We start from the raw sequence: 19,130 nt of genomic DNA, 5'->3' as shown, positions 1-19,130 counted from the left end.
AAGGCTCAGCGCGGCGGGAGTTCGCTGGGCCCGACGTGGCCGTCCAGCCAGTCCTTCAGCGGCTGCGAGGCGCGCAGGAAGGCGGTGACCCGACGGTAGGCCTCGGGAGTGCCGAGCCAGTCGGCGGGCTCCCACTCCTGCCAGGCGATCAGGCCCTTGTTGCGCAGCAGCGCGATCCGCGGGTGGTCCTTGGGGTAGCCGCGGGGCGCGGTCTTCAACGGGTCGCGTCCGGTGACCACGGGGCCGGCCTTGGTGACCCGGGCGATCACCCGCTCCAGCTCCGCGCCGGTCACGTCCTCGGCCACCGCGGCGCGGTAGCGCTCCAGTTGGTCGGTGGCCAGATGGTACATCCCGTTGCCGCAGGCCAGTCCGTCGGCGGAGAGCTGGATGTAGCCGCCGACCTCCAGGAAGGCGCCGATGTGCGTCTTGTACGGGGTCTTGTCGGCGCTGAACCGGATGTCCCGGTTGGGGCGGAAGATCTTGCCGGGGCCGAACTCCGGCTCCAGCCGGTCGAGCAGCTCCGCCATCGGTTGGCGCACCGCGCGCTCGTAGACCTCCCGGTGCTCCGCCCAGAAGGTCTTCGAGTTGTCGGTCTCCAGGCGCTCGTAGAACTCCAGCGCCTCGTCCTGCCAGCCTTCGAAAGTCACCGCCCCAGGCTATCCAACAGGAGGTCGCAGCAGTCCGAGGCCCTCGGTGAAATCGGCGGCGGGTCTCACCGCCGCCCGTGGGAATCAGGCGACGGCAGCCGTCAGTGGCCGCCCCGCGGCATCGAGCAGCCGGTACCGTCCGGGTAGCCGCCGTGCGCCACGGTCCGGACCTCGGTCAGGCTCATCGTCCCCTCCAGGCAGACCGGCGCGAGGTCGACGGTGTAGCCGACCCCGGTCGAGCCGTTCTGGTAGACGCGGAGCTTTGCCGGGGCGTAGCCGAGCCCGGCGAGTCGTCCCTGGACGTCACCGGGGACGAAGTCCCGTCCGGTGCGCAGCGGTTCGAGCGCCGCCGCGATCCGCTTGACCTCGGCCACGCCCTTGCAGCGGTCCTGGCCGAGCAGCGGGAAGGCGTCCTGGTAGGCGTGGTTGTCCGCATAGTCGGGCGGCGCGTCCTGGCCCGGCCGGTCGGCCGCGCCCGTGGCCGAGCCCGTGGCCGCGGCGGAGGGCGACGGCGTCTCGCCGGGGCACCGCACATCGGCCGGCCCACCTGACGCGGACGCCTTCGCCGATGCCGTGGACGCACCGCTCACAGCGGACGCAGCGGGCGTGTCCGTGCCCGCCGTCGTGGTCACCCGCGTCGTCCCGCAGCCCGCCAGCACGAGCGCGGTGAGCGCGGTGAGGGAGGTGAGCGCGGTCAGCATCAACGGCCGCGCCGCACTGGCCGATCGGCGGGTGTCAGGAGTCAGCATGGCGTCGATCCTGCCAGATGGGACACGATCGACCGCTGCGGGGCCTGCCGCCGAGCCGTCACCACCTGACGACGGGTCAGTGCTCCACGACGGGTCAGTGCTCCATGACGGGTCAATGATCCACGACCGGTCAGTGCTTGACGACCGGCTCCAGGTAGAGCGTGTCCGTGCCGCCGGCGTCCGCACCTGCGGCGAGCTCATCGCCCGGCCAGTTCATCTTGACCGAGTGGGTCTCCCCGGGCGGGGTGATCGTCATGGTGGTCACCTTGGTGCCGGAGTGGCCCTTGGGGCTGGGGCGGTACGAGATGGTGAACATGCCGCCCTCCCCCTTGGCGAGGGTGACGGTGCCCGGCGTCTTGAAGCCGCGCGGCACCTGGGTGGTCTCGTTGGGGAGGGTCAGGTCGACCCCGGCGAAGCCGTACAGGGAGCAGGTGTCGCCCTTGTTCACGAGCGAGACGGTGACCGTCAGGTTGCCGTCCGCCCCCGGCGTGGGGCTGCCCGCCGAGACGTCGGGGATCAGGTTGCTCGTGGTGCAGGCGGCGTCCTTGGCGGCCGCGCCGCCCGTGGCCGGAGTCTTGGCGCCGGCGCCGCCCGAGGACGAGCCCGTGGTGCCGGTGCCGCCCGACGCCTTGCCCGTGCTCGCCGCCGACGCCGTCTGCCCGCCGTTCGTACTGGCGGAGACGGTCACGTCGTCCTGACAGGCCGTCATGCCGAGCCCCGCCACGACCACGACCGCACTTGCCGCCAGGGCACGCTGAACACGCATCTGAAGATCTCCCGTGAGTGGTGGACCGCAGCTCCCCGCCGCGAACAAGAAGAAGACTTCCACGCGCCGTCAGAGACCGTCCAGCCGCGAACGGCCCCCGGGACAGAGCCGTGACGGTGTCCCGGTTCTGTCCCAAAGCACCAGGTCACGCACCCTCGGCGGCCCCGCTGCCGCTTCCCGCCCCGCCGTCGCTCGGCCCACCGCCCCCGCACCACGCTCAACGCCCGCACCGGACGGCAGGTTCCCGCACGCGCAGGGCGGCGCGCCGCTGGGTAGTCATCTCCGGACACGGGGGCCGGAACCGACCACGAGGAGTCGCAGTGTTCACCACCCGACCCACCCTGCAGGGCACCTTCGGCATGGCGGCCTCGTCCCACTGGCTCGCCACGGCCACGGCGATGGCGGTGCTGGAGGATGGCGGCAACGCCTTCGACGCCGCCGTGGCCGCGGGCTTCACCCTCCAGGTGGTCGAACCTCACCTGAACGGCCCGGCCGGCGAGGTGCCGATCATCCTCGCCCCGGCCGGGGGACGCCCGCAGGTGCTGTGCGGGCAGGGCGGGGCTCCGGCCGGGGCCACCATCGAGCACTACGCCTCGCTCGGGCTCGCCGAGGTGCCCGGCACCGGGCCACTGGCCGCCGCCGTCCCCGGCGCGGTCGACGCCTGGCTGCTGCTGCTCCGCGACCACGGGACCAAGCGCCTGTCCGAGGTGCTGCGGTACGCCATCGGGTACGCGGCGGACGGGCATCCGGCGGTGCCGGCCGTCGGGGCGGCGGTCGCGGCGGTGCGCGAGCAGTTCGAGACGCACTGGCCCAGCTCCGCCGCGCTCTACCTGCCGCACGGCCGCCCGCCCGCGCCCGGGGCGCTGCTGCGCAACCCCGCGCTCGCCGCCACCTGGCGGCGGCTGCTGGCCGAGGCGGAGGCTGCCGGCGCCGGGCGCGAGCAGCAGATCGACGCGGCCCGGCGGGTCTGGGGGCAGGGGTTCATCGCGGCGGCGCTGGCCGAGTTCGCCGCACGGCCGGCGATGGACACCTCCGGCGAACCTCATGCGGGTGTGCTCACCGGCGCCGACCTCGCCGCCTTCGAGGCGACGTACGAGGAGCCGGTCTGCCACTCGTGGCGCAACTGGACGGTCTGCAAGCCGGGGCTGTGGAGCCAGGGGCCGGTCTTCCTCCAGCAACTCGCGCTGCTGCCCGAGGACTTCGGCCAGGGCGCCACGGCCTACGGCACCCCCGCGTACCTGCACACCCTGATCGAGGGCGGCAAGCTGGCGATGGCCGACCGGGAGGCCTGGTACGGCGACAACACCGAGCACGCCGAGGTGACGGTGGCCGACCTGCTCGACCCCGCCTACAGCGTCGAACGCCGGTCACTGGTCGGCGAGTTCGCCTCGGCCGAGCTGCGCCCGGGCCGCCCCGGCGGCCGGCTGCCCCGGCTCGGCCGGCGAGCCCTCGACGCACCCCGCCTCGGCGCGACGACAGCGCCCGGCCTCGGTGAACCGACCCTCGCCGAACCGAACACCGCCGAACCGACCCTCCCCGAACGGAACACCGCCGAACCGACCCTCGCCGAACCGGGCATCACCCCCGACGGCGCCACCAAGGGCGACACCTGCCACCTGGACGTGGTCGACCGCTGGGGCAACCTGGTCTCCGCCACGCCCAGCGGCGGCTGGCTGCAGTCGAGCCCGGTCGTCCCGCGGCTCGGCTTCCCGCTCGGGACCCGCCTGCAGATGGCCCAGCTCGAACCGGGACTGCCCAACTCCCTCGCCCCCGGCCGCCGTCCGCGCACCACGCTGTCGCCCTCGCTGGCCCTGCGCGACGGCGAGCCGGTGCTGGCGTTCGGCACCCCGGGGGGCGACGCCCAGGACCAGTGGAGCCTGCACTTCTTCCTCGCCGTCGCCCTGTGCGCCCCGGTGCGCGGCGGGCTCGACCTGCAGGGCGCGATCGACGCCCCGAACTGGCACCAGGAGAGCTTCCCGTCCTCCTTCCACCCGCACGCCATGCACCCCGCCCAGGTCACCGTCGAGGCCCGGGTCGGCGACGACGTCCTCGCCGAGCTGCGCCGCCGCCGGCACCGGGTCCGGGTCGCCGGGGCGTGGAGCGAGGGCCGGCTCTGCGCGGTGGCCCGCGATCCGCGGACCGGGATCCTGTCCGCCGCCGCGAACCCGCGCGGCATGCAGGGCTACGCGGCGGGGCGGTAGCCCGCACACCCAACCTCCCGCGCACCCAACCTCCCGCGCACTCCCCACTCGCGCACGCCCCACTCGCGCGCTCCATCACCCACGCACTCCACCACTCGCGCACTCCCCCCGGCGAAGTGCTAACTTAGGCATACCTAACTACTTGCAGACCTGCACGATTTCCCTGGGGGGACCCCATGACAGAGCAGCCGACCCGCAGAGCGCCGAGGGCCCGCGAGGCACAGGTCCTGCGCAACGAGAGGATCACGCCGCACATGGTGCGCCTGGTCCTCGGCGGTGCGGGACTGGACGACTTCGACGCCTCGGAGTTCACCGACCACTACATCAAGGTGCTCTTCGCGCCCGCCGGCGTCAGCTACCCCGAGCCCTTCGACCTGGCGCGGATCCGCGAGGAGTTCGCGCGCGAGCAGTGGCCGGTCACCCGGACCTACACGGTGCGGGCCTGGGACCCGGCGCTGCGCGAGCTGACCGTGGACTTCGTGGTGCACGGTGACGAGGGCCTGGCCGGCCCGTGGGCGGCCGGCGCGCAGCCCGGCGAGACGGTGCGGTTCCAGGGCCCCGGCGGCGGCTACGCGCCGGAGGCCGACGCCGACTGGCACCTGCTCGCGGGCGACGAGAGCGCCCTGCCCGCGATCGCGGCGGCACTGGAGCGGATGCCGGCCGGCGCCGTGGTGCACGCCTTCGTCGAGGTCCCGGACGCGGCGGAGGAGCAGAAGATCGTCTCGCCGGCAGCGGTCGAGCTCACCTGGCTGCACCGCGGCCGGCGCCCGGTGGGCGAGGCGCTCGTCGAGGCCGTGCGCGCGCTGGAGTTCCCGGCCGGCACGGTGTCGGCCTTCGTGCACGGCGAGGCCGGCTTCGTGAAGGAGCTGCGACGCCAACTGCGGGTGGAGCACGGCGTCCCGCGCGAGCGGCTGTCGATCTCCGGCTACTGGCGGTACGGCCAGAGCGACGAGGCCTGGCGTGCGGCCAAGCGGGAGTGGAACGCCCAGGTGGAGGCGGAGCAGGAGCAGACCGGCTGACCCGGCGCCCGCCAAGGCCCCCGGCACCGCAACACCCTGCAGCCCGCTGCCCGCCCGCCACCGCAACACCCCGGCCCCGCGCTCAGCCACCCGGGGCACCGCGACCGGCCGGCGGGCGGGTCACGGGGCGGCGGGCGCCGGGGGCGGCTAGCTTGCCGGTGGATCGCACCGATGCCACCGGGAGCAGCGCCATGACCACTCCGCCCCACCCCGCACCGGCGCAGGTGCGCGCCGGACAGGTCCTGCGCAACCCGAAGGCGTGGTACTTCCCCGGCGGCATCGTCGCCCTGCTGGCGCTGCTGCTGTCGCTGCTCTACCTGGGCGGTGTGGCGGACCCGAACGGCAACCTGCACCGGCTGCCGATCGGCCTGGTCAACGCCGACCGCGGCGCCACCGTGGCCGGCCGCCCGGCGAACCTCGGTGCCCGGATCACCGCCGGGATCGCCGGCGCCCCCGACCCGAAGGAGCAGGTCTCCTGGCGGGTGCTGGACCCGGCCGGCGCCCAGGACCAGCTGGCCTCGGGACGGCTGGACGGTGTCCTGGAGGTCCCCGACGGCTTCACCGCGGCGGTCGAAGGGCTCGGCGCCACCGGCCCCCAGCCGCCCGCGCACCCCACCGTGAACGTGCTGACCAACCCCGGGGTGGGCAGCCTGGCCTCCTCGCTGGCCAGCTCGATCGCCCAGACGGCCGCCCACCAGGCCTCGCTGCAGCTCGGCGGGTCGCTGACCTCCGCCGCGGCCGCCTCGCCGCAGAGCGGCGCACCGGGCGGAACGCAGAGCGGCGCGGCCCGCCTGCTGCTCGCCGACCCGATCGCCGTCTCGGTCCAGGTCGGCCATCCGATCGGCTCCCACAGCGGGCTGGGGCTGACCGCGTTCTACTACACCCTGCTGCTGGTGCTCTCCGGCTTCCTGGGTGCCAACATCATCAGCAACGGCGTCGACGTCGGCCTCGGCTACGCCGACAGCGAGATCGGCCCCTGGCACACCCGCCGTCCCGTGGTGCCGATCAACCGCACCCAGACGCTGCTCGCCAAGTGGGGCATGTCGGTGGGGCTCGCCGTGGTGACCACCTCGCTGGTGATGGTCGGCGGCATCGCGATCATCGGCATCGACGCCTCGCACATCCCGCTGCTCTGGGTCTTCTCGTTCTGCGCGACCTCGGCGGTGGGCCTCGGCGTGCAGGCCATCAACGCGGCGTTCGGCGGCATCGGACAGCTCGTCAGCATGTTCGTCTTCGTCGCGGTCGCGCTGCCCTCCTCGGGGGCGACGATCCCGCTGCAGGCGCTGCCCACCTTCTACCGCTGGCTGGCCGTCTTCGAGCCGATGCGCCAGCTCAGCGACGGCACCCGGGCGATCCTCTACTTCGACGCCCGGGCCGATGCCGGACTCGTCCGTGCCTGGGTGATGATCGCCATCGCCGTGGTGCTGGCGCTGGCCTTCGGGCTGGCCGTCACCCGCTACTACGACCGCAAGGGCCTGCACCGGATGGTCCCCACGATCGTCTGAGCGCTTTTCGCATGATCATCCCGCCCCTCTAAGCTGCCCCTGACAGTGGCGGCGCAGCGGACCGAGGAGTGAAGCGGTGGGTCGGTGGAAGCGCTCGCGCCCTGGCGTGTGCGCCGACGCCGCGAGCCTCGACGTGTGCGCCGACGCCGCGAGCCTTCTCGACACCGCCTACCACTCCCCCGCCGCCGCAGCCTTCGCCCAGGAGTACGCCGCATGACCAGCACGCCCGTCCAGGCCGCCCCCGACTACGCCCGGCTCGTCACCGACCGGTTGGAGCCGAAGAACTGGATCATCCTGGTCACCCTGCTCGTGGGCTGGCACGCCGACCGCCTCGCCGGGATCGGCTGGGGCCTGGTCGCCGCGCTGTTCAGCGCCGTGATACCGATCCTGTTCATCAAGTGGGGCGAGCGGAAGGGCCACTGGGGCGACCGCCACGTGCGCCGCCGCCAGGACCGCCTCTACGTCATCCCCGGGATCCTGGTCTCCGTCGCGGTCGGCCTGACCCTCACGTCCTGCCTCGGCGGGCCCAGGGAGCTGACGGCGCTCGTCGTCGCGATGCTCGTCTCGCTCGTCGCCGTCCTCGCCATCACGGTGTGGTGGAAGGTCTCCGTGCACACCGCGGTGTCCGCCGGGGCCACCGCCATCCTCGTCCTGGCCTACGGACCCTGGGCCGTGCTGCTGTGCCCGCTGATCCCCGTCGTCGGCTGGTCGCGCGTGAAGCTGCGCGACCACACCCTCGCCCAGGTCGTGGTCGGCACCTTCGTCGGGGCGATCGTGGGCGGCGGCGCCTTCCAGCTGCTCCGCTAGACCCGCTGGATCCGCTGACCCGCTGACCCGCCGATCCGCTAGGACCTGCCCGTCGAGCCGGCGTCGGCCTCCGCCAGTGGCGCCGCCGCCGGCGGGTCGACCGGTGCCGGCACCGCCAGGCGGCCCCTGGCGACCGCGAGCACGGCCGCGCCCAGGGTCGCCCCGGCGGCGCCGCAGGCCGCCGCGGAGCGCAGTGTCCCGTCGGCCAGGGCCACCCCGCCCACGGCCGCGCCCAGCGCGATGCCGACGCCGATGAAGGTGACCAGCCAGGCGAAGGCCTCGGTGGCGGTTCCCGCCGGTGCCAGCTCGCCGACCAGGCCGAAGGAGACGGTCAGCAGGGGTGCGAAGAACACACCGGTGAGCACCGCGATCAGGCCGGCGCCGGCCGGCCCGGGGACCAGCGCCACCAGCCAGTACGCCCCGGCCATGCCGGTGGCGAGCAGCACCGCCTTGGCCGGGGCCGGCGCCGTCCAGCGGGCCGTGCCCAGCGCGCCGTAGCCGAGCGCCCCGACGAGCGCCCCGAGCGCCGACAGCGCCAGCAGGGTGCCCGCGCCGCCGGCCGGTCGGTACCGCTCCGCGTAGGCCACCGCGAAGACGTTGAACGTGCCGACCGCCACGCCGGACCCGCCGAGCGCGACCAGCAGGAGCAGCAGGCCCTTGCTGCGCAGCGGGCCGAGCCAGTGCGGTGCGGCGGGCAGCGCGGCCGGCGCCCAGTTCCGCGAGGGGGCCGCGGTGGCCATCCCCGCGGAGCCGAGCAGTCCGAGCAGCGCCGCGGCCCACAGGGTGAACCTGGCCGGGGCGCACGCGGCCATCCCCGCCACGACCAACGGACCGGCGATGAAGAGGAGTTCCTGCGCGCCGGCGTCGACCGCGTAGGCCGACTCGACCTCCTCGGCCTCGACCAGGGCCGGCCACAGGGTCCGCAGGCACGGCTCCAGCGGCGGTGCGGCGGCGCCGGCCACCGCCGCACCGGCCACGGCCGCCCAGGGCGTGCCGGGGACGGCGGCCAGCAGGGCGAAGCCCGCCGCCGCCAGGCAGGCGGATGCCAGCAAGGTCCTGGGCTGGCCGGTGCGGTCCACCAGCCGCCCCAGGACCGGCCCGCCGACCGCGCCCGCCGCCGCGAACACGCCCGTGGTCAACCCCACCAGCTGGTAGCCGTAGCCCTCGTGGCGCAGCGTCAGCGCGATGCCGAGGGCGGCCATCGCCCCGGGCAGCCGCCCGACCAGGGAACTGGCCAGCAGCCTCACGACGTGCGGCCTTCGCAGCAGGGCCAGGTACGGCATGCACTCTCCTTCGGTGTGCCCACGGGGCACGGTGGGTTCGGGGGGCCGACCCGCGGATCGGCCCGTCGGTCCGGCGGGCCCGAGCAGCCCGGCAGTCAGGCGGTCAGGCAGCCCAGCGGTCAGGCGGTCAGGCGGTCAGGCGGCACCGGCCCACCGGGTCAGTCCAGCAGCTGGTGGATCAGGTCGGCGACTCCGTCGTGGTCGTTGCTCGGCAGCATGATCCGCGCGGCCTGCCGCACCCGCGGGTCCGCGTTGGCCACGGCGGCGGCCAGGCCCGCCGCGCGCAGCATCGGGAGGTCGTTCGGCATGTCGCCGACCGCCGCGGTCCGCGCGGTGGCCACCGACAGGTGCCGGCCGAGCCAGTGCAGGGCCCGGCCCTTGTCCACCCCCCGTGCGGAGAGCTCCACGAAGCGACCGGTCGAGCGGGTGACCTCCAGGCGGTCGCCGACCAGATCCGCGACCTGCTGTTCGAGCGCGCCCGTCGTCAGATCGGCGTGGATCGCCAGGATCTTGACCACCGGGTCGTCCGGGCGGATCGCGGTCCGCACCGTGCGGACCGGGCGGTGCGGCCAGCAGTCCGGGACGAGCCGCTCGAACCCCTCCTCCAGCACCAGCCCGCCGATCGACTCCAGGCCCAGCACCAGGCCGGGGACCGCGGTCTGCAGCGCGCGGACCACCTCGGTGCACTCCGCCGCCCCGAAGCCCCGGCACAGCAGCAGGGCCCCGCTCTGCGCGTCCACGGTCACCGCGCCGTTGCTGCACACCAGCGGTCCGGTCAGCCCGTGGCGGCGGGTGAACCCCAGCGCGTCGCGCACCGGTCGCCCGGTGACGCAGACCACCGCGAGCCCCGCCTGCCGGGCGTCGGCGAGGGCCGCGAGACTCCCGGGGCTCAGCTGCCCCCGGGAGTCGAGCAGCGTGCCGTCCAGATCCGTGCAGAGGAGTTCAACCCGGTCCACGCGCGGTCTCCACGCCGTGGGGCGGCCGGTCGGCTGCTGCGGTCACCCGGTGATCCTGCGCACCAGGTCGGTCCAGGCCGCCACGATCTCCTCGGCGGCGGCGCCCTGCCGGAACAGGTCCTTGTCCAACGGGCGGCCCTGCGGGTCGCGCAGCCGCATGCAGTCGGGGGAGATCTCGGAGTTGATGACCGGCTGCCCGTCCGGGCCGTCGCCGATGACCAGGCAGAAGTCCCACAGGTCGAGCGGGGCGAGCCAGTCGCGCAGCGCGGCGTTGCAGGCCAGCGCCGTGCGGCGGTACGCCTCGGTGTCGACCCCGGCGGCCCGCAGGTAGTCCTCGCCGATGGGCTGGTCCTCCGGGTCGATGCGGAAGTCGAACTTCACCACCGGCGGCTCGAAGCGGTGCCCCTCGGGGAACAGGCCGGGGTACTTGACGGTGGTGGAGCCCGTCGCGAGGTTCTTGACGATGACCTCGAACGGCGGACCGGGCACGAAGTCGGCGCGGTAGGAGGTGTCGCTCAGGCGCTCCCGGAAGACCGTCCGGATCCCCCGCTCGGCGAGCCGGGCGGCGGCGGCCTGGTAGAAGTCCAGGCGCAGCTTGGCGGTGGCCGGGATGAGCTCGTCGCGGTCGTAGGTGTAGCTGCGCAGGCTGGGGATGATCTCGATGTCGCAGGTGCCGTCCGCCCTGCGCCACAGCCGCTTGCTGCGCCCGACGATGTCCGGGGCGCCCTCGCCGTCGGCGGGCACGGGCGGCTCCTGCACCGGCGGCTCCGCCTTCAGTGCGGCGAATCCCGGCTTGATCACGTCGTTGATCAGGGCCAGCCGCTCGGTGAAGGGCAGGAACGCGGACTTCATCGCGTTGACGGTGAACCACTGCACGTCGTCGAGGGTGTAGCCGAAGGCGGCGCTCAGCTCCTCGAACTCACGGCTCAGGCTGGTCCCGCTCATCAGCCGGTTGTCGGTGTTGACCGTCACCCGGAAGCCGAGCTCGCGCAGCTTCCCGACGGGGTGCTCGCCGTACGAGGCGGCGGCGCCGGTCTGCAGGTTCGAGGTGGGGCACAGCTCCAGCGGGATCCGCCGGTCGCGGACGTAGGAGGCGAGTTCGCCGAGCGCCGCGGTGCCGTCCTCGGCCACCTTGACGTCGTCGATGATGCGCACGCCGTGGCCGAGCCGCTCGGCGCCGCACCACTGCAGGGCCTCCCAGATCGAGGGCAGGCCGAACGCCTCGCCGGCGTGGATGGTGAAGTGGGCGTTCTCCCGCTTCAGGTAGTCGAACGCGGCCTGGTGGCGGGTGGGCGGGAAGCCGGCCTCGGCGCCCGCGATGTCGAACCCGACCACGCCCTCGTGACGGTAACGCACCGTCAGTTCGGCGATCTCCTGCGAGCGGGCCGCATGGCGCATCGCGGTGAGCAGGGCCCCGACCCTGATCGGGTGTCCGGCCTCGGCGGCCCGGCGCTCGCCCTCCCGGAATCCCCCGAGCACCGCCTCCACCACCTGCGCGGGCTCGAGGCCGGCCTCGACGTGCAGCTCGGGGGCGAACTTGACCTCGGCGTAGACGACGCCGTCGGCCGCCAGGTCCTCGGCGCACTCCATCGCGACGCGGAACAGGGCGTCCCGGCTCTGGGTGACGCCGACGGTGTGCCGGAAGGTCTCCAGGTAGCGCTCCAGCGAACCGGAGTCCGCCGCGGCCCGGAACCAGGAACCCAGTTCCTCGGGGTCGGTCGTCGGCAGGTGGCCGTACCCCGACTGCTTCGCCAGCTCGACCACGGTCAGCGGGCGCAGGCCGCCGTCCAGGTGGTCGTGCAGCAGCACCTTCGGTGCGCGGCGCAGCTGCGACGAAAGCGACCGGCTGACACGCGAGTTCGTAAGTGACATGACGAGAGCCTAGGTTCGACGCGCGTAGACATCAAGGGTGGTCCGCGGATCAACGGCACACCGCACGAAGGCGGTTGACGCAGGTCACGACAGCCCTCGGGGCCCGCGGGCGTCGATCCCGCGGGCCCCGGGGGCCTGCCCTCTCGTGCTGCGGCCGTCAGCCGCCCGTGGCAGCGCTGTCGTCGAGCACCAGGCGCAGCGCCAGCACGACGCCGTCCCGCAGCCACACCGACACCTGGGCCGTGCCGACCAGCCGGCGGTGGGCCATGCCCGGCCTGAGCCGGATCCAGACCCACCCGCTGTCGGCGTCCAGCAGCCAGGAGCCCGCGCCCTCGCTCTCCGTGCTGTTCCAGGAGTAGCGCGGCCGGGCGGCCCGCGGGACGACCACGGCCAGTGCGTCGGGCACGTCGTGGAGGTCGACCGCCATGACCCCTCCGTCGCTGTCCAGGGTCAGCCAGGCGAGCCCGCTGAAGGCCAGCAGGTCGACGCCGTCGGCCTGTTCGTCGCCGACCTCCCCCACCGAGAGGGACGACCGCGCGGCGTCCCAGCGCACCGGCGCGGTCACGGCGCCCCGGGCGCCGCCGCCCCCTACCATGACAGGAACTCCACGATGTCCGTCACGCACGCCTCGAACGGCCGCTCGCTCGTGTCGAGGAGGAGCGTGTCGGGCGACAGGGCCGCGTGGGACCGGTACAGCCGCTGGTAGTACTCGTGCTCCTCGAAGTCGCCCGGGTCCTCGCCGCGCTCGGCGAGACGGTCCATGACGACCTTGGTGTCCGCGTGGCACAGCACGGTCGGGCACAGCGGGTACCAGGCCTGCCAGTAGCTCTCGGGCAGCACCGTGAACATCGTGCTCCAGCACCGGTCGAACAGGACCGGGCGCGCCGGGTCGGACTTCTCCAGCACGCGCTCGATGCTCGACCTGGCGAGCGCGTCGGCCTCCGCGAACCGCTCGCCTCCCCACAGCCAGGCGATGTGGTCGCCGAGGCTGTCCGGATAGGGCTTGAGGACCTGCGCTCCGACGCGTTCGGCGACAGCCTGCGCCAGGGTCGACTTCCCGCAGCCGTCGTGGCCGTCCAGGGCGGCGTAGCGGCGTCCCGTGATCATGTCTCTTCTCCTTCGTGTCAACGCCGGCCGTTCGGGTGAAGGTCGGTCAAACGCGCTGCAGCCGCGCCAGTCCGCTCTCCGGCCCCTGCTCCAGCACGGCGGGGCGCACCTCGATCTCGCCCACCGCGAGGTCCGCCGGCATCCGGTCGACCAGGTCGACCACGAGCGAGCCGAACGAGGCGGTGGAGATCTTGCTCGGCGAGGCGTCCCAGTCCCGGTTGGCGATGGCTCCCGGCGAGACGAGCACCGCGCGCACGCCGTTCGCCCGCTCCTCCAGCAGCAGCACCTCGACCAGCGCCTTGAGCGCCGCCTTGGTCGAGCAGTATGCCGCCCCGCCCTCGAAGTACCGGGTCCCGGCGTGGCTGCCGATGAAGACGTACCTGCCGCCCGAGCGGCGCAGCAGGGGCAGCGTGGCCCGGGTCAGCAGCGCGGGGGCGAGGAGGTTGGTGGCCACGCTCGCCGACCAGGACTCCTCGTCGAGGTCCGCGACGGCCCCGAGCCGGCGGACCGCCGCGTTCCAGACGCAGACGTCGAGCCGGTCGGTGCGCCGGTGCACCTCGGCGACGGCCTCGGCCAGCGCCGCCGGGTCCGACAGGTCGCAGGCGACCTCCTCGACCTCCGGGGCGTCACCGGGCGTGCGGTTCAAGGCGATGACGCGGTACCCGGCCGCGTGCAGCGCGAGCGCGATGCCGCGCCCCGCGCCGCGGTTGGCGCCGGTGACCAGGGCGACGCGCTGCCCGCTCACGACCGGCTCCCGCGGGTCGGCTCCGGTGCGCCCGCGGCGCCCGGCACGGCCCCGGCGGCCAGCACGGCGTTGGAGTAGCGGTCGTCGTCGGTGACCTCGGTGCCGAGCCAGCCGGGGAGCACGGCGTCGGTGACCCCCTCGTCGTACTCGACCTCGGCGAGGAGCAGGCCCTGGTGGACACCGCCGAACTCGTCGACCGTCAGCTGGTAGCCGTCCGCTCCGCAGACGTGCCGCACCTTGTCGATCCGGCCCGGCAGGCACATCCGGTCGAGCATCTCGATCGCGTCGGCCACCGGGATGGGGTACTCGTACTCCGGGCGGCTGATGCCGCTGCGGGCCCCCTTGACCGTCAGGTACCCGGCGCGGTCGTCGACCACCCGGATCCGGACGACCCGTTCGAGGTCCCTCGACAGGAAGCCCTGGCGGATCCGGTGGGCCGACACGGCTTCGGCCCGCCAGTCCTCCCCGGTCACCAGGAACTTCCGCTCCCGCTCTGTTCCCATGTCAGTTCCTTTCCGGCCGACCGGCGGTGTGTGAGCGCAGCATCAGGCAGAGGAGCAGCGCGCAGGTTCCCCCGGCCGCCAGGACTCCCCAACTTCCCTCGGGCCCGGCCCTGGCGACCGCTGCGGCACCCATCGCCGGTCCGGCCAGGGTGCCCAGGCTCCAGGCGGAGCCCGAGGTCCCGGTGGCCCGGGCGGCCGCCCCCTGGGCGACCAGCCCGACGATCATGGGGGTCAGGGCGGAGGCGGCCACCACCTCCCCCGCGGCGAAGACCACCGCGAAGCAGACCAGCACGGCCTTGCCGAGCAGCGGCCGACCGTCACCGAGGCCGGCCGCTGCCAGGCCCAGCGCGTAGGCGGCCGTCCAGCACCCGGCCCCCGCGGCGACCGCACCGGCGTCGCTGAACCGGTCCACCCGCGACCGCAGCACGCGCTGCAGCACGACGACGGCGACGGCGTTCACCACGGTCACCGTCGTGACCATGGACAGGCTCTGCCCGGCGAGCCGCCGCAGGACGAGCGGAACGGTGGACTCCAGTTGCACCGCGCCGAAGGCCGACATCAGGAAGGTCACGACCAGCGCGATGCCGAAGGCGCGCGACCACACGCGCGGCCGCCCCGCGCCGGCGCCGCCGTTCTCGGGGTGCTGCTCCCGGGTCCCGCCGCCGTTGCGCCGGACCCAGAGGATCAGCGGGAGGTAGCTCGCGGAGTTGGCCAGGAAGAGGACGGCGGGCGCCACGCGCACGACGAGGAGCCCGGACAGCGCCGCCCCGGCGGCGATCCCGAGGTTGAGCACGGTGTACCGGAAGCCGAAGGTCCGCTTCCGCCGCTCCTCCGGGATGCCCGCCACGATCGTGCCGAACAGGGCGGGGAAGAAGAGCGATCCGCCCACACCGCACAGCACCGCCACCACCATGACCTGCGCCACGGAGGAGGCGAACGCCATCGCCGCCCAGCCCGCGATCTGGCACGAGCCACCGGCGAGCGCCGTCACCGGCGCGCCGAAGCGGGCGGTCAGCGCGCCCCCGACCGGGCCGCAGGCACTGGCGGCCACCGCCAGCGTGCCGTAGAAGAGTGCCACCGCCGGGACCCCGAGCCGCAGGTCCGTGGCGATGTGGATCGCGGTGACCGGGTAGACCAGGCCCGTGCCCGCCGCGGACGCGAAGGTCGCGATCCACAGGGCCCGCAGGGCCACCCGCCGCTCCTGCGACGGCGGGGCGACGGGGGAAGCCGTCCGTGTCATGGCGGGCGCCTAGCGCCTGACCGTGAGCAGGCCGGCCGCGACGAAGTCGTCGAGGTACTCGGCCGCTTCGGCCTCGGTGACCTGTCCGCCGCCCGCGCGCAGGTGCTCCAGGGTCAGCCGCACGGCCTCCTCGCGGGTGCGACCGTGGGCCAGCCCGAGGAGCAGGAGACCCTCCCGGCTGATCTCGGCCGCGTCGCCGCCGCGCAGGTAGACGAGCACGGAGTCGCGCAGCGGGACCGCGCAGGCCGTCGCCTCACGGCCCAGCTCGCCGGCGGCCACCCCCCGCCGCAGCGGATACGTCCGCCCGGTGATCGCCTGGATCAGCAGGTCCTGGCAGACCGCGACCGCGTCCCCGAAGGCCACCGGGTCGGCGGTCGCCGCCGCCGGCGACGGCAGCGCGAGGTCCGCACCGAAGGTCCGCGCCCAGCGGGCCCAGACCCACTTCTGCCCGAGGTAGAGGTCCCCGTGCGCGGCGAGGAGCGCCTCGGCCGCGGAGAGGAAGGCGAGTTGACCGGCCCAGGAGGCGGCTTCGAGGTCGCCGACCGCGTGGAACCCGTGCGCGTCCTCCAGGGCGTTGTGGACCTCGAAGGACATCACCCCGACGACGGTCCGCACCAACTCCGGGAGCGACTGCCGGGCCAGGGACGCGAGCGCCGCGATCGAGCCGTCGTCCAGGACCACCTCGCCCAGCAGGAAGCGCACCAGCGGCGCCAGCGACTTGCGCCCCATCGTGTTCAGGACGCCGAGGTCGTCGCGGTCCGCGCGGTAGTGGGAGGTCTCGGCGATGAGGGCCCGCAGCGATCCGACGCTCTGGTACGCGACGTCGAAGCGCCGTCCGTCGACGAACAACTGCCTGGCGGCGGAGGGCGTACCGTCCGCGACGACGAAGTAGACGTCCACATCCGACATCGGGGTACCCAGTCCGGCGGCGAGGGCACCGCCGATGTAGGCGGCTTCGACACCCTCCGCCCGGGCCAGGGAGAGAACGGCCTCGCGGGCCCGGTCCAGCTCCTCGGGATATCGGGGGAGGAATTCCTTCAGCATCTTCGCCGTCCTTGTCCTGGCGGTTCCTTCGGATTCTGCACATCGTGCACAGAATTCTTCGCACGGCCTTCTTGGGACACTCGGCATCCCGGTGGCCACCGCGCGCGCGTCGATCGGTGCGGGTGCGGTGGCCAGCCACCGCACCCGCACCGGTTCATATCGTCAGGACACGCCGTGAGCGGCCTGAGCCTTGACCATCGCAAGCTTGATACCCATGTCACCTCACCTCTTTCCCTCTCCAGAAGGCGGGCCGGAGTTGTCCCCTTCCGGGATTTTCCGATCGCCCGCCGGGCCGGTTCGAATAAGTTATCCGGATCCGCAGGGGAGCAACAGGTGTTCCGGTGTCAGGCGCCCATGGCCGGACGCTTTTCGGCACTCCGCAGGCTCTTGGCGAACTGATTCCAGGCGCGGCCGTAATCCGCGGCGATTTCCGCCACCAGGTCGACGCAGTGCGGCGGAACCGCCGCGAGCAGTTCCTCCCACTCGGCCGGTTCGATGGCGTTCGCGGTCAGCCGCCGGAGCAGTCCCCGGCCGGCCTCGGAGAACCTCAGCGACGGATCGTTCGCCAGCGCCTGGACGATGGTCCGCCCGTCCCGCTGCGTCGACGCCACCCGCTCCTGCCCCGCGGAGCCGCCGGCGGCCAGCTCCTGGCGCACCCGACGGGCCGTCCCCATCGAGACACCGGTGCGGCGGGCGACCTCCCGCAGGGAGGTCTCCGGATGGCTCGCGATGAGTTCGGCGGCCACCCGCCGCGGCTCGACCGAGCGCAGCGGGCGACTGCGCCCGTCCTGGCCGATCCGCGTGTGCAACTGTGGAATCTCCTCGGCTGCACGCCGCCTGACCACACCGGCCGTCTTCGGCGAGAGGCCCACGGTCTTGGCGACCATGCGGTCCGACCACTCCGGGTGCACCGCCAGGATCCGGGCCGCAGCGGCCTTGCGGTCGCTCAGCGACAACGGCAGGCCGTGCGCGATGTTCTCCTCGACGGCCCGCACGAAGATCTCGTCGTCCGGGCCGTCGACGTAGCTCACCTCGATCCGGGTGTCGCCCCGCAACTCGGCCGCACGCAACCGGTGCATGCCGTCCACGACCACCAGGGTGCTCCGCTGGACGAGGATCGGGGGCAACCGGGCCCCGCACTCCGCGAGCATGCGGACGTGGGCCTCGTCCTCCCCGGCGAGCCGGGGCGAGAGTCCCGGCCGGAGCGCCCCGACGGGCAGGTACTCCGTGCTTCGTACTGTGACGATGTGAGCGACGCTGCTCACATCGTGCGCCGTTTCCTGGGTGATGGGGTCACCTCTTCAGTGCGTAGCGGGCGTCCACGATCTTCCTGGAGCCGGGGGCACCGCTTCAGTCCGATCAGGAGCCGTCAAGACGATCAGGAAAATCTGGGTCGATGGTGGACGAACCCGCACAGCAGGCGAGTTGACGCCGCATCGGACCTGGGCGGTCCCGCCGCGGGCCGCTGCGGTGCGTGCCGCCGCCGCACCGCCTTCCCCCTGCCCCGACCGGGCTCCGCCTGCCCTCGGCCGGGTCGCGCGCGCTCCCCGCACGGCGAGGGAGGGCGGATCGGAGCTGCCCACCCGGACGGTCGGCGCAAACGGTCTGACATGTCCAGAGACTAAGTTCCACGCGCGTAGAGTTCAAGACCGGATATTCACCCCAACGACCCCTGCCATGCCTTGTATTCGAGCGGACGACCCACCCTCGAAGTCGACTCCCCACTCCCCGCGCCGGCGATTGTTACCAAAGAGCGTGAACCGATCTGACGATCCATCCGTTCGCGAGGGCGAAACCTGCGAACTGCGGAACCCCCGACGGCGACCCGGTGCGAGGAACGGGCCTGAACGGCCCTAAATCGGTGCCCGTCCGGCCCGCGCCGGTCTACCGTGCGCGTCATGGACGACACCGACCTTCCGCCGCGGCTGACCCGGCTCACCTTCCACGGCCCGCTCTCCGAGGCCCGCGCCGCCCGGCTGACCGGCAGGCTCAGCCGGGCCACGCCCACCACCGTGCTGGACATCGGCTGCGGCTGGGGCGAACTGATGCTCCGTGTCCTCGAAGCGACCCCCGGTGCCACCGGCCTCGGCGTCGATCTCAACGCCGTGGACCTCGCCCGGGGACGCGACAACGCCCGGGCCCGCGGGCTGGCCGACCGCGTCGAGTTCGCCGAGGAGTCGGCGATCGGCACCGCGCGCGAGCCCGCCGACCTGGTGCTCTGCCTGGGCGCGAGCCAGGCGCTCAGCGACGCCGAAGCGCCGCACCACACCGTCGCGGCGCTGCACGCACTGCGCCGGCTGGTCAGGCCGGGCGGGCGGGTGGTGCTCGGCGAGGGCTTCTGGCAGCGCCCGCCGACCGAGGCCGAACTCGCCGCCATGTGGCCGGGCGCCGCAGCTTCCGAGCACCACGACCTGGCCGGCCTGGTCGACCTCGCCGTCGCCGCCGGGTTCCGGCCCTCGTGGATCGAGACGGCCGATGCCGATGAGTGGGAGGAGTTCGAGTCGGGCTACCAGTGCGACGTGGAGGAGTGGCTGGCCGGCCGCACCGGCCACCCGCTCGCCGCCGAGACCCGGGAGCGGCTGGACCGTCACCGGGCGAGCTGGCTGCGCGGCTACCGAGGAGTGCTGGGCCTGGCCTACCTCACCCTGGTCCCCGTGCTCTGACCGGCCGCGCGACAGGTGACCGC

Annotated in this window: 19 protein-coding genes and 1 pseudogene; 6 read left to right on the top strand and 14 right to left on the bottom strand. The window is 73.7% G+C overall.

All coding sequences use genetic code 11. The features are described 5' to 3' along the window. Positions 1 to 5: 5 nt before the first annotated feature. From OG500_RS32850 to OG500_RS32840, 3 genes are all read right to left on the bottom strand, one after another. Positions 6 to 647: a DUF2461 domain-containing protein gene (locus OG500_RS32850; RefSeq protein WP_327070476.1), complete on the bottom strand. Its 642-nt coding sequence runs from the start codon at positions 645 to 647 to the stop codon at positions 6 to 8. 101 nt (positions 648 to 748) lie between these two features. Further along, entirely contained in the window at positions 749 to 1,396 is a 648-nt protein-coding gene (locus tag OG500_RS32845; protein ID WP_329585466.1) for a hypothetical protein, read from the bottom strand. Between the two features lie 130 nt (positions 1,397 to 1,526). Then, positions 1,527 to 2,162: a hypothetical protein gene (locus tag OG500_RS32840; RefSeq protein WP_327070474.1), complete on the bottom strand. Its 636-nt coding sequence runs from the start codon at positions 2,160 to 2,162 to the stop codon at positions 1,527 to 1,529. A gap of 320 nt (positions 2,163 to 2,482) precedes the next feature. On the opposite strand from OG500_RS32840, the gene OG500_RS32835 reads away from it, so the two are divergent. The 5 genes from OG500_RS32835 to OG500_RS32815 all read left to right on the top strand — a co-directional run bounded on the left by OG500_RS32835 (position 2,483) and on the right by OG500_RS32815 (position 7,694). After that, the gene (locus OG500_RS32835) at positions 2,483 to 4,363 is read left to right on the top strand and encodes a gamma-glutamyltransferase family protein (RefSeq protein WP_329585463.1); all 1,881 of its coding nucleotides are present in this window, start codon (positions 2,483 to 2,485) and stop codon (positions 4,361 to 4,363) included. A 176-nt stretch (positions 4,364 to 4,539) separates the two neighbouring features. Then, the gene (locus tag OG500_RS32830; RefSeq protein ID WP_327070472.1) at positions 4,540 to 5,382 is read left to right on the top strand and encodes a siderophore-interacting protein; all 843 of its coding nucleotides are present in this window, start codon (positions 4,540 to 4,542) and stop codon (positions 5,380 to 5,382) included. A gap of 191 nt (positions 5,383 to 5,573) precedes the next feature. Beyond that, positions 5,574 to 6,887: a DUF3533 domain-containing protein gene (locus tag OG500_RS32825; protein WP_329585460.1), complete on the top strand. Its 1,314-nt coding sequence runs from the start codon at positions 5,574 to 5,576 to the stop codon at positions 6,885 to 6,887. 76 nt (positions 6,888 to 6,963) lie between these two features. Then, on the top strand, positions 6,964 to 7,104 hold the full coding sequence (locus OG500_RS32820) for a hypothetical protein (protein ID WP_327070470.1): 141 nt from the start codon (positions 6,964 to 6,966) through the stop codon (positions 7,102 to 7,104). Continuing rightward, entirely contained in the window at positions 7,101 to 7,694 is a 594-nt protein-coding gene (locus OG500_RS32815; protein ID WP_327070469.1) for a hypothetical protein, read from the top strand. The genes OG500_RS32820 and OG500_RS32815 overlap by 4 nt, the downstream gene beginning before the upstream one ends. 38 nt (positions 7,695 to 7,732) lie before the next feature. Here OG500_RS32815 and OG500_RS32810 read toward each other — a convergent pair whose 3' ends face one another. The 11 genes and pseudogenes from OG500_RS32810 to OG500_RS32760 all read right to left on the bottom strand — a co-directional run bounded on the left by OG500_RS32810 (position 7,733) and on the right by OG500_RS32760 (position 17,709). Beyond that, complete coding sequence (locus tag OG500_RS32810; RefSeq protein WP_327070468.1) at positions 7,733 to 8,977, bottom strand: MFS transporter; 1,245 nt, start codon at positions 8,975 to 8,977, stop codon at positions 7,733 to 7,735. 158 nt (positions 8,978 to 9,135) lie between these two features. Next, on the bottom strand, positions 9,136 to 9,933 hold the full coding sequence (locus OG500_RS32805; protein WP_327070467.1) for an HAD hydrolase family protein: 798 nt from the start codon (positions 9,931 to 9,933) through the stop codon (positions 9,136 to 9,138). A gap of 42 nt (positions 9,934 to 9,975) precedes the next feature. After that, positions 9,976 to 10,677, bottom strand: coding sequence for a phosphoribosylaminoimidazolesuccinocarboxamide synthase (locus OG500_RS32800; protein WP_327071776.1), 702 nt, complete (start codon positions 10,675 to 10,677; stop codon positions 9,976 to 9,978). A 21-nt stretch (positions 10,678 to 10,698) separates the two neighbouring features. Further along, positions 10,699 to 11,805: pseudogene (locus tag OG500_RS32795) on the bottom strand (adenosine deaminase); the annotation flags it as partial. A gap of 157 nt (positions 11,806 to 11,962) precedes the next feature. Further along, complete coding sequence (locus OG500_RS32790; protein WP_327070466.1) at positions 11,963 to 12,400, bottom strand: hypothetical protein; 438 nt, start codon at positions 12,398 to 12,400, stop codon at positions 11,963 to 11,965. Next, on the bottom strand, positions 12,394 to 12,912 hold the full coding sequence (locus tag OG500_RS32785; protein ID WP_327070465.1) for an AAA family ATPase: 519 nt from the start codon (positions 12,910 to 12,912) through the stop codon (positions 12,394 to 12,396). Before OG500_RS32785 ends, OG500_RS32790 begins: the two co-directional genes overlap by 7 nt. A gap of 46 nt (positions 12,913 to 12,958) precedes the next feature. Further along, complete coding sequence (locus OG500_RS32780) at positions 12,959 to 13,657, bottom strand: SDR family oxidoreductase (RefSeq protein ID WP_327070464.1); 699 nt, start codon at positions 13,655 to 13,657, stop codon at positions 12,959 to 12,961. After that, positions 13,654 to 14,160: a CYTH domain-containing protein gene (locus OG500_RS32775; protein ID WP_327070463.1), complete on the bottom strand. Its 507-nt coding sequence runs from the start codon at positions 14,158 to 14,160 to the stop codon at positions 13,654 to 13,656. The genes OG500_RS32780 and OG500_RS32775 overlap by 4 nt, the downstream gene beginning before the upstream one ends. A gap of 1 nt (position 14,161) precedes the next feature. Further along, complete coding sequence (locus tag OG500_RS32770) at positions 14,162 to 15,400, bottom strand: MFS transporter (protein ID WP_327070462.1); 1,239 nt, start codon at positions 15,398 to 15,400, stop codon at positions 14,162 to 14,164. Positions 15,401 to 15,409: 9 nt separating this feature from the next. Then, the gene (locus tag OG500_RS32765) at positions 15,410 to 16,444 is read right to left on the bottom strand and encodes a hypothetical protein (RefSeq protein ID WP_327070461.1); all 1,035 of its coding nucleotides are present in this window, start codon (positions 16,442 to 16,444) and stop codon (positions 15,410 to 15,412) included. Between the two features lie 344 nt (positions 16,445 to 16,788). Beyond that, positions 16,789 to 17,709 carry a ParB/RepB/Spo0J family partition protein gene (locus OG500_RS32760; RefSeq protein ID WP_327070460.1) on the bottom strand — a complete coding sequence of 307 codons (921 nt, stop codon included), beginning with the start codon at positions 17,707 to 17,709 and terminating at the stop codon, positions 16,789 to 16,791. Between the two features lie 633 nt (positions 17,710 to 18,342). Here OG500_RS32760 and OG500_RS32755 point away from each other — a divergent pair. Then, positions 18,343 to 19,107 (top strand): SAM-dependent methyltransferase, encoded by a 765-nt coding sequence (locus OG500_RS32755; protein WP_327070459.1) that lies wholly within the window; start codon positions 18,343 to 18,345, stop codon positions 19,105 to 19,107. The last annotated feature ends 23 nt before the right edge of the window (positions 19,108 to 19,130 follow it).

It is taken from the genome of Kitasatospora sp. NBC_01250, from assembly GCF_036226465.1.
Taxonomy (GTDB): Bacteria; Actinomycetota; Actinomycetes; order Streptomycetales; family Streptomycetaceae; genus Kitasatospora.
Note: the sequence above shows the minus strand (reverse complement) of the source record. Positions and strands in the feature narration are given on the sequence as shown.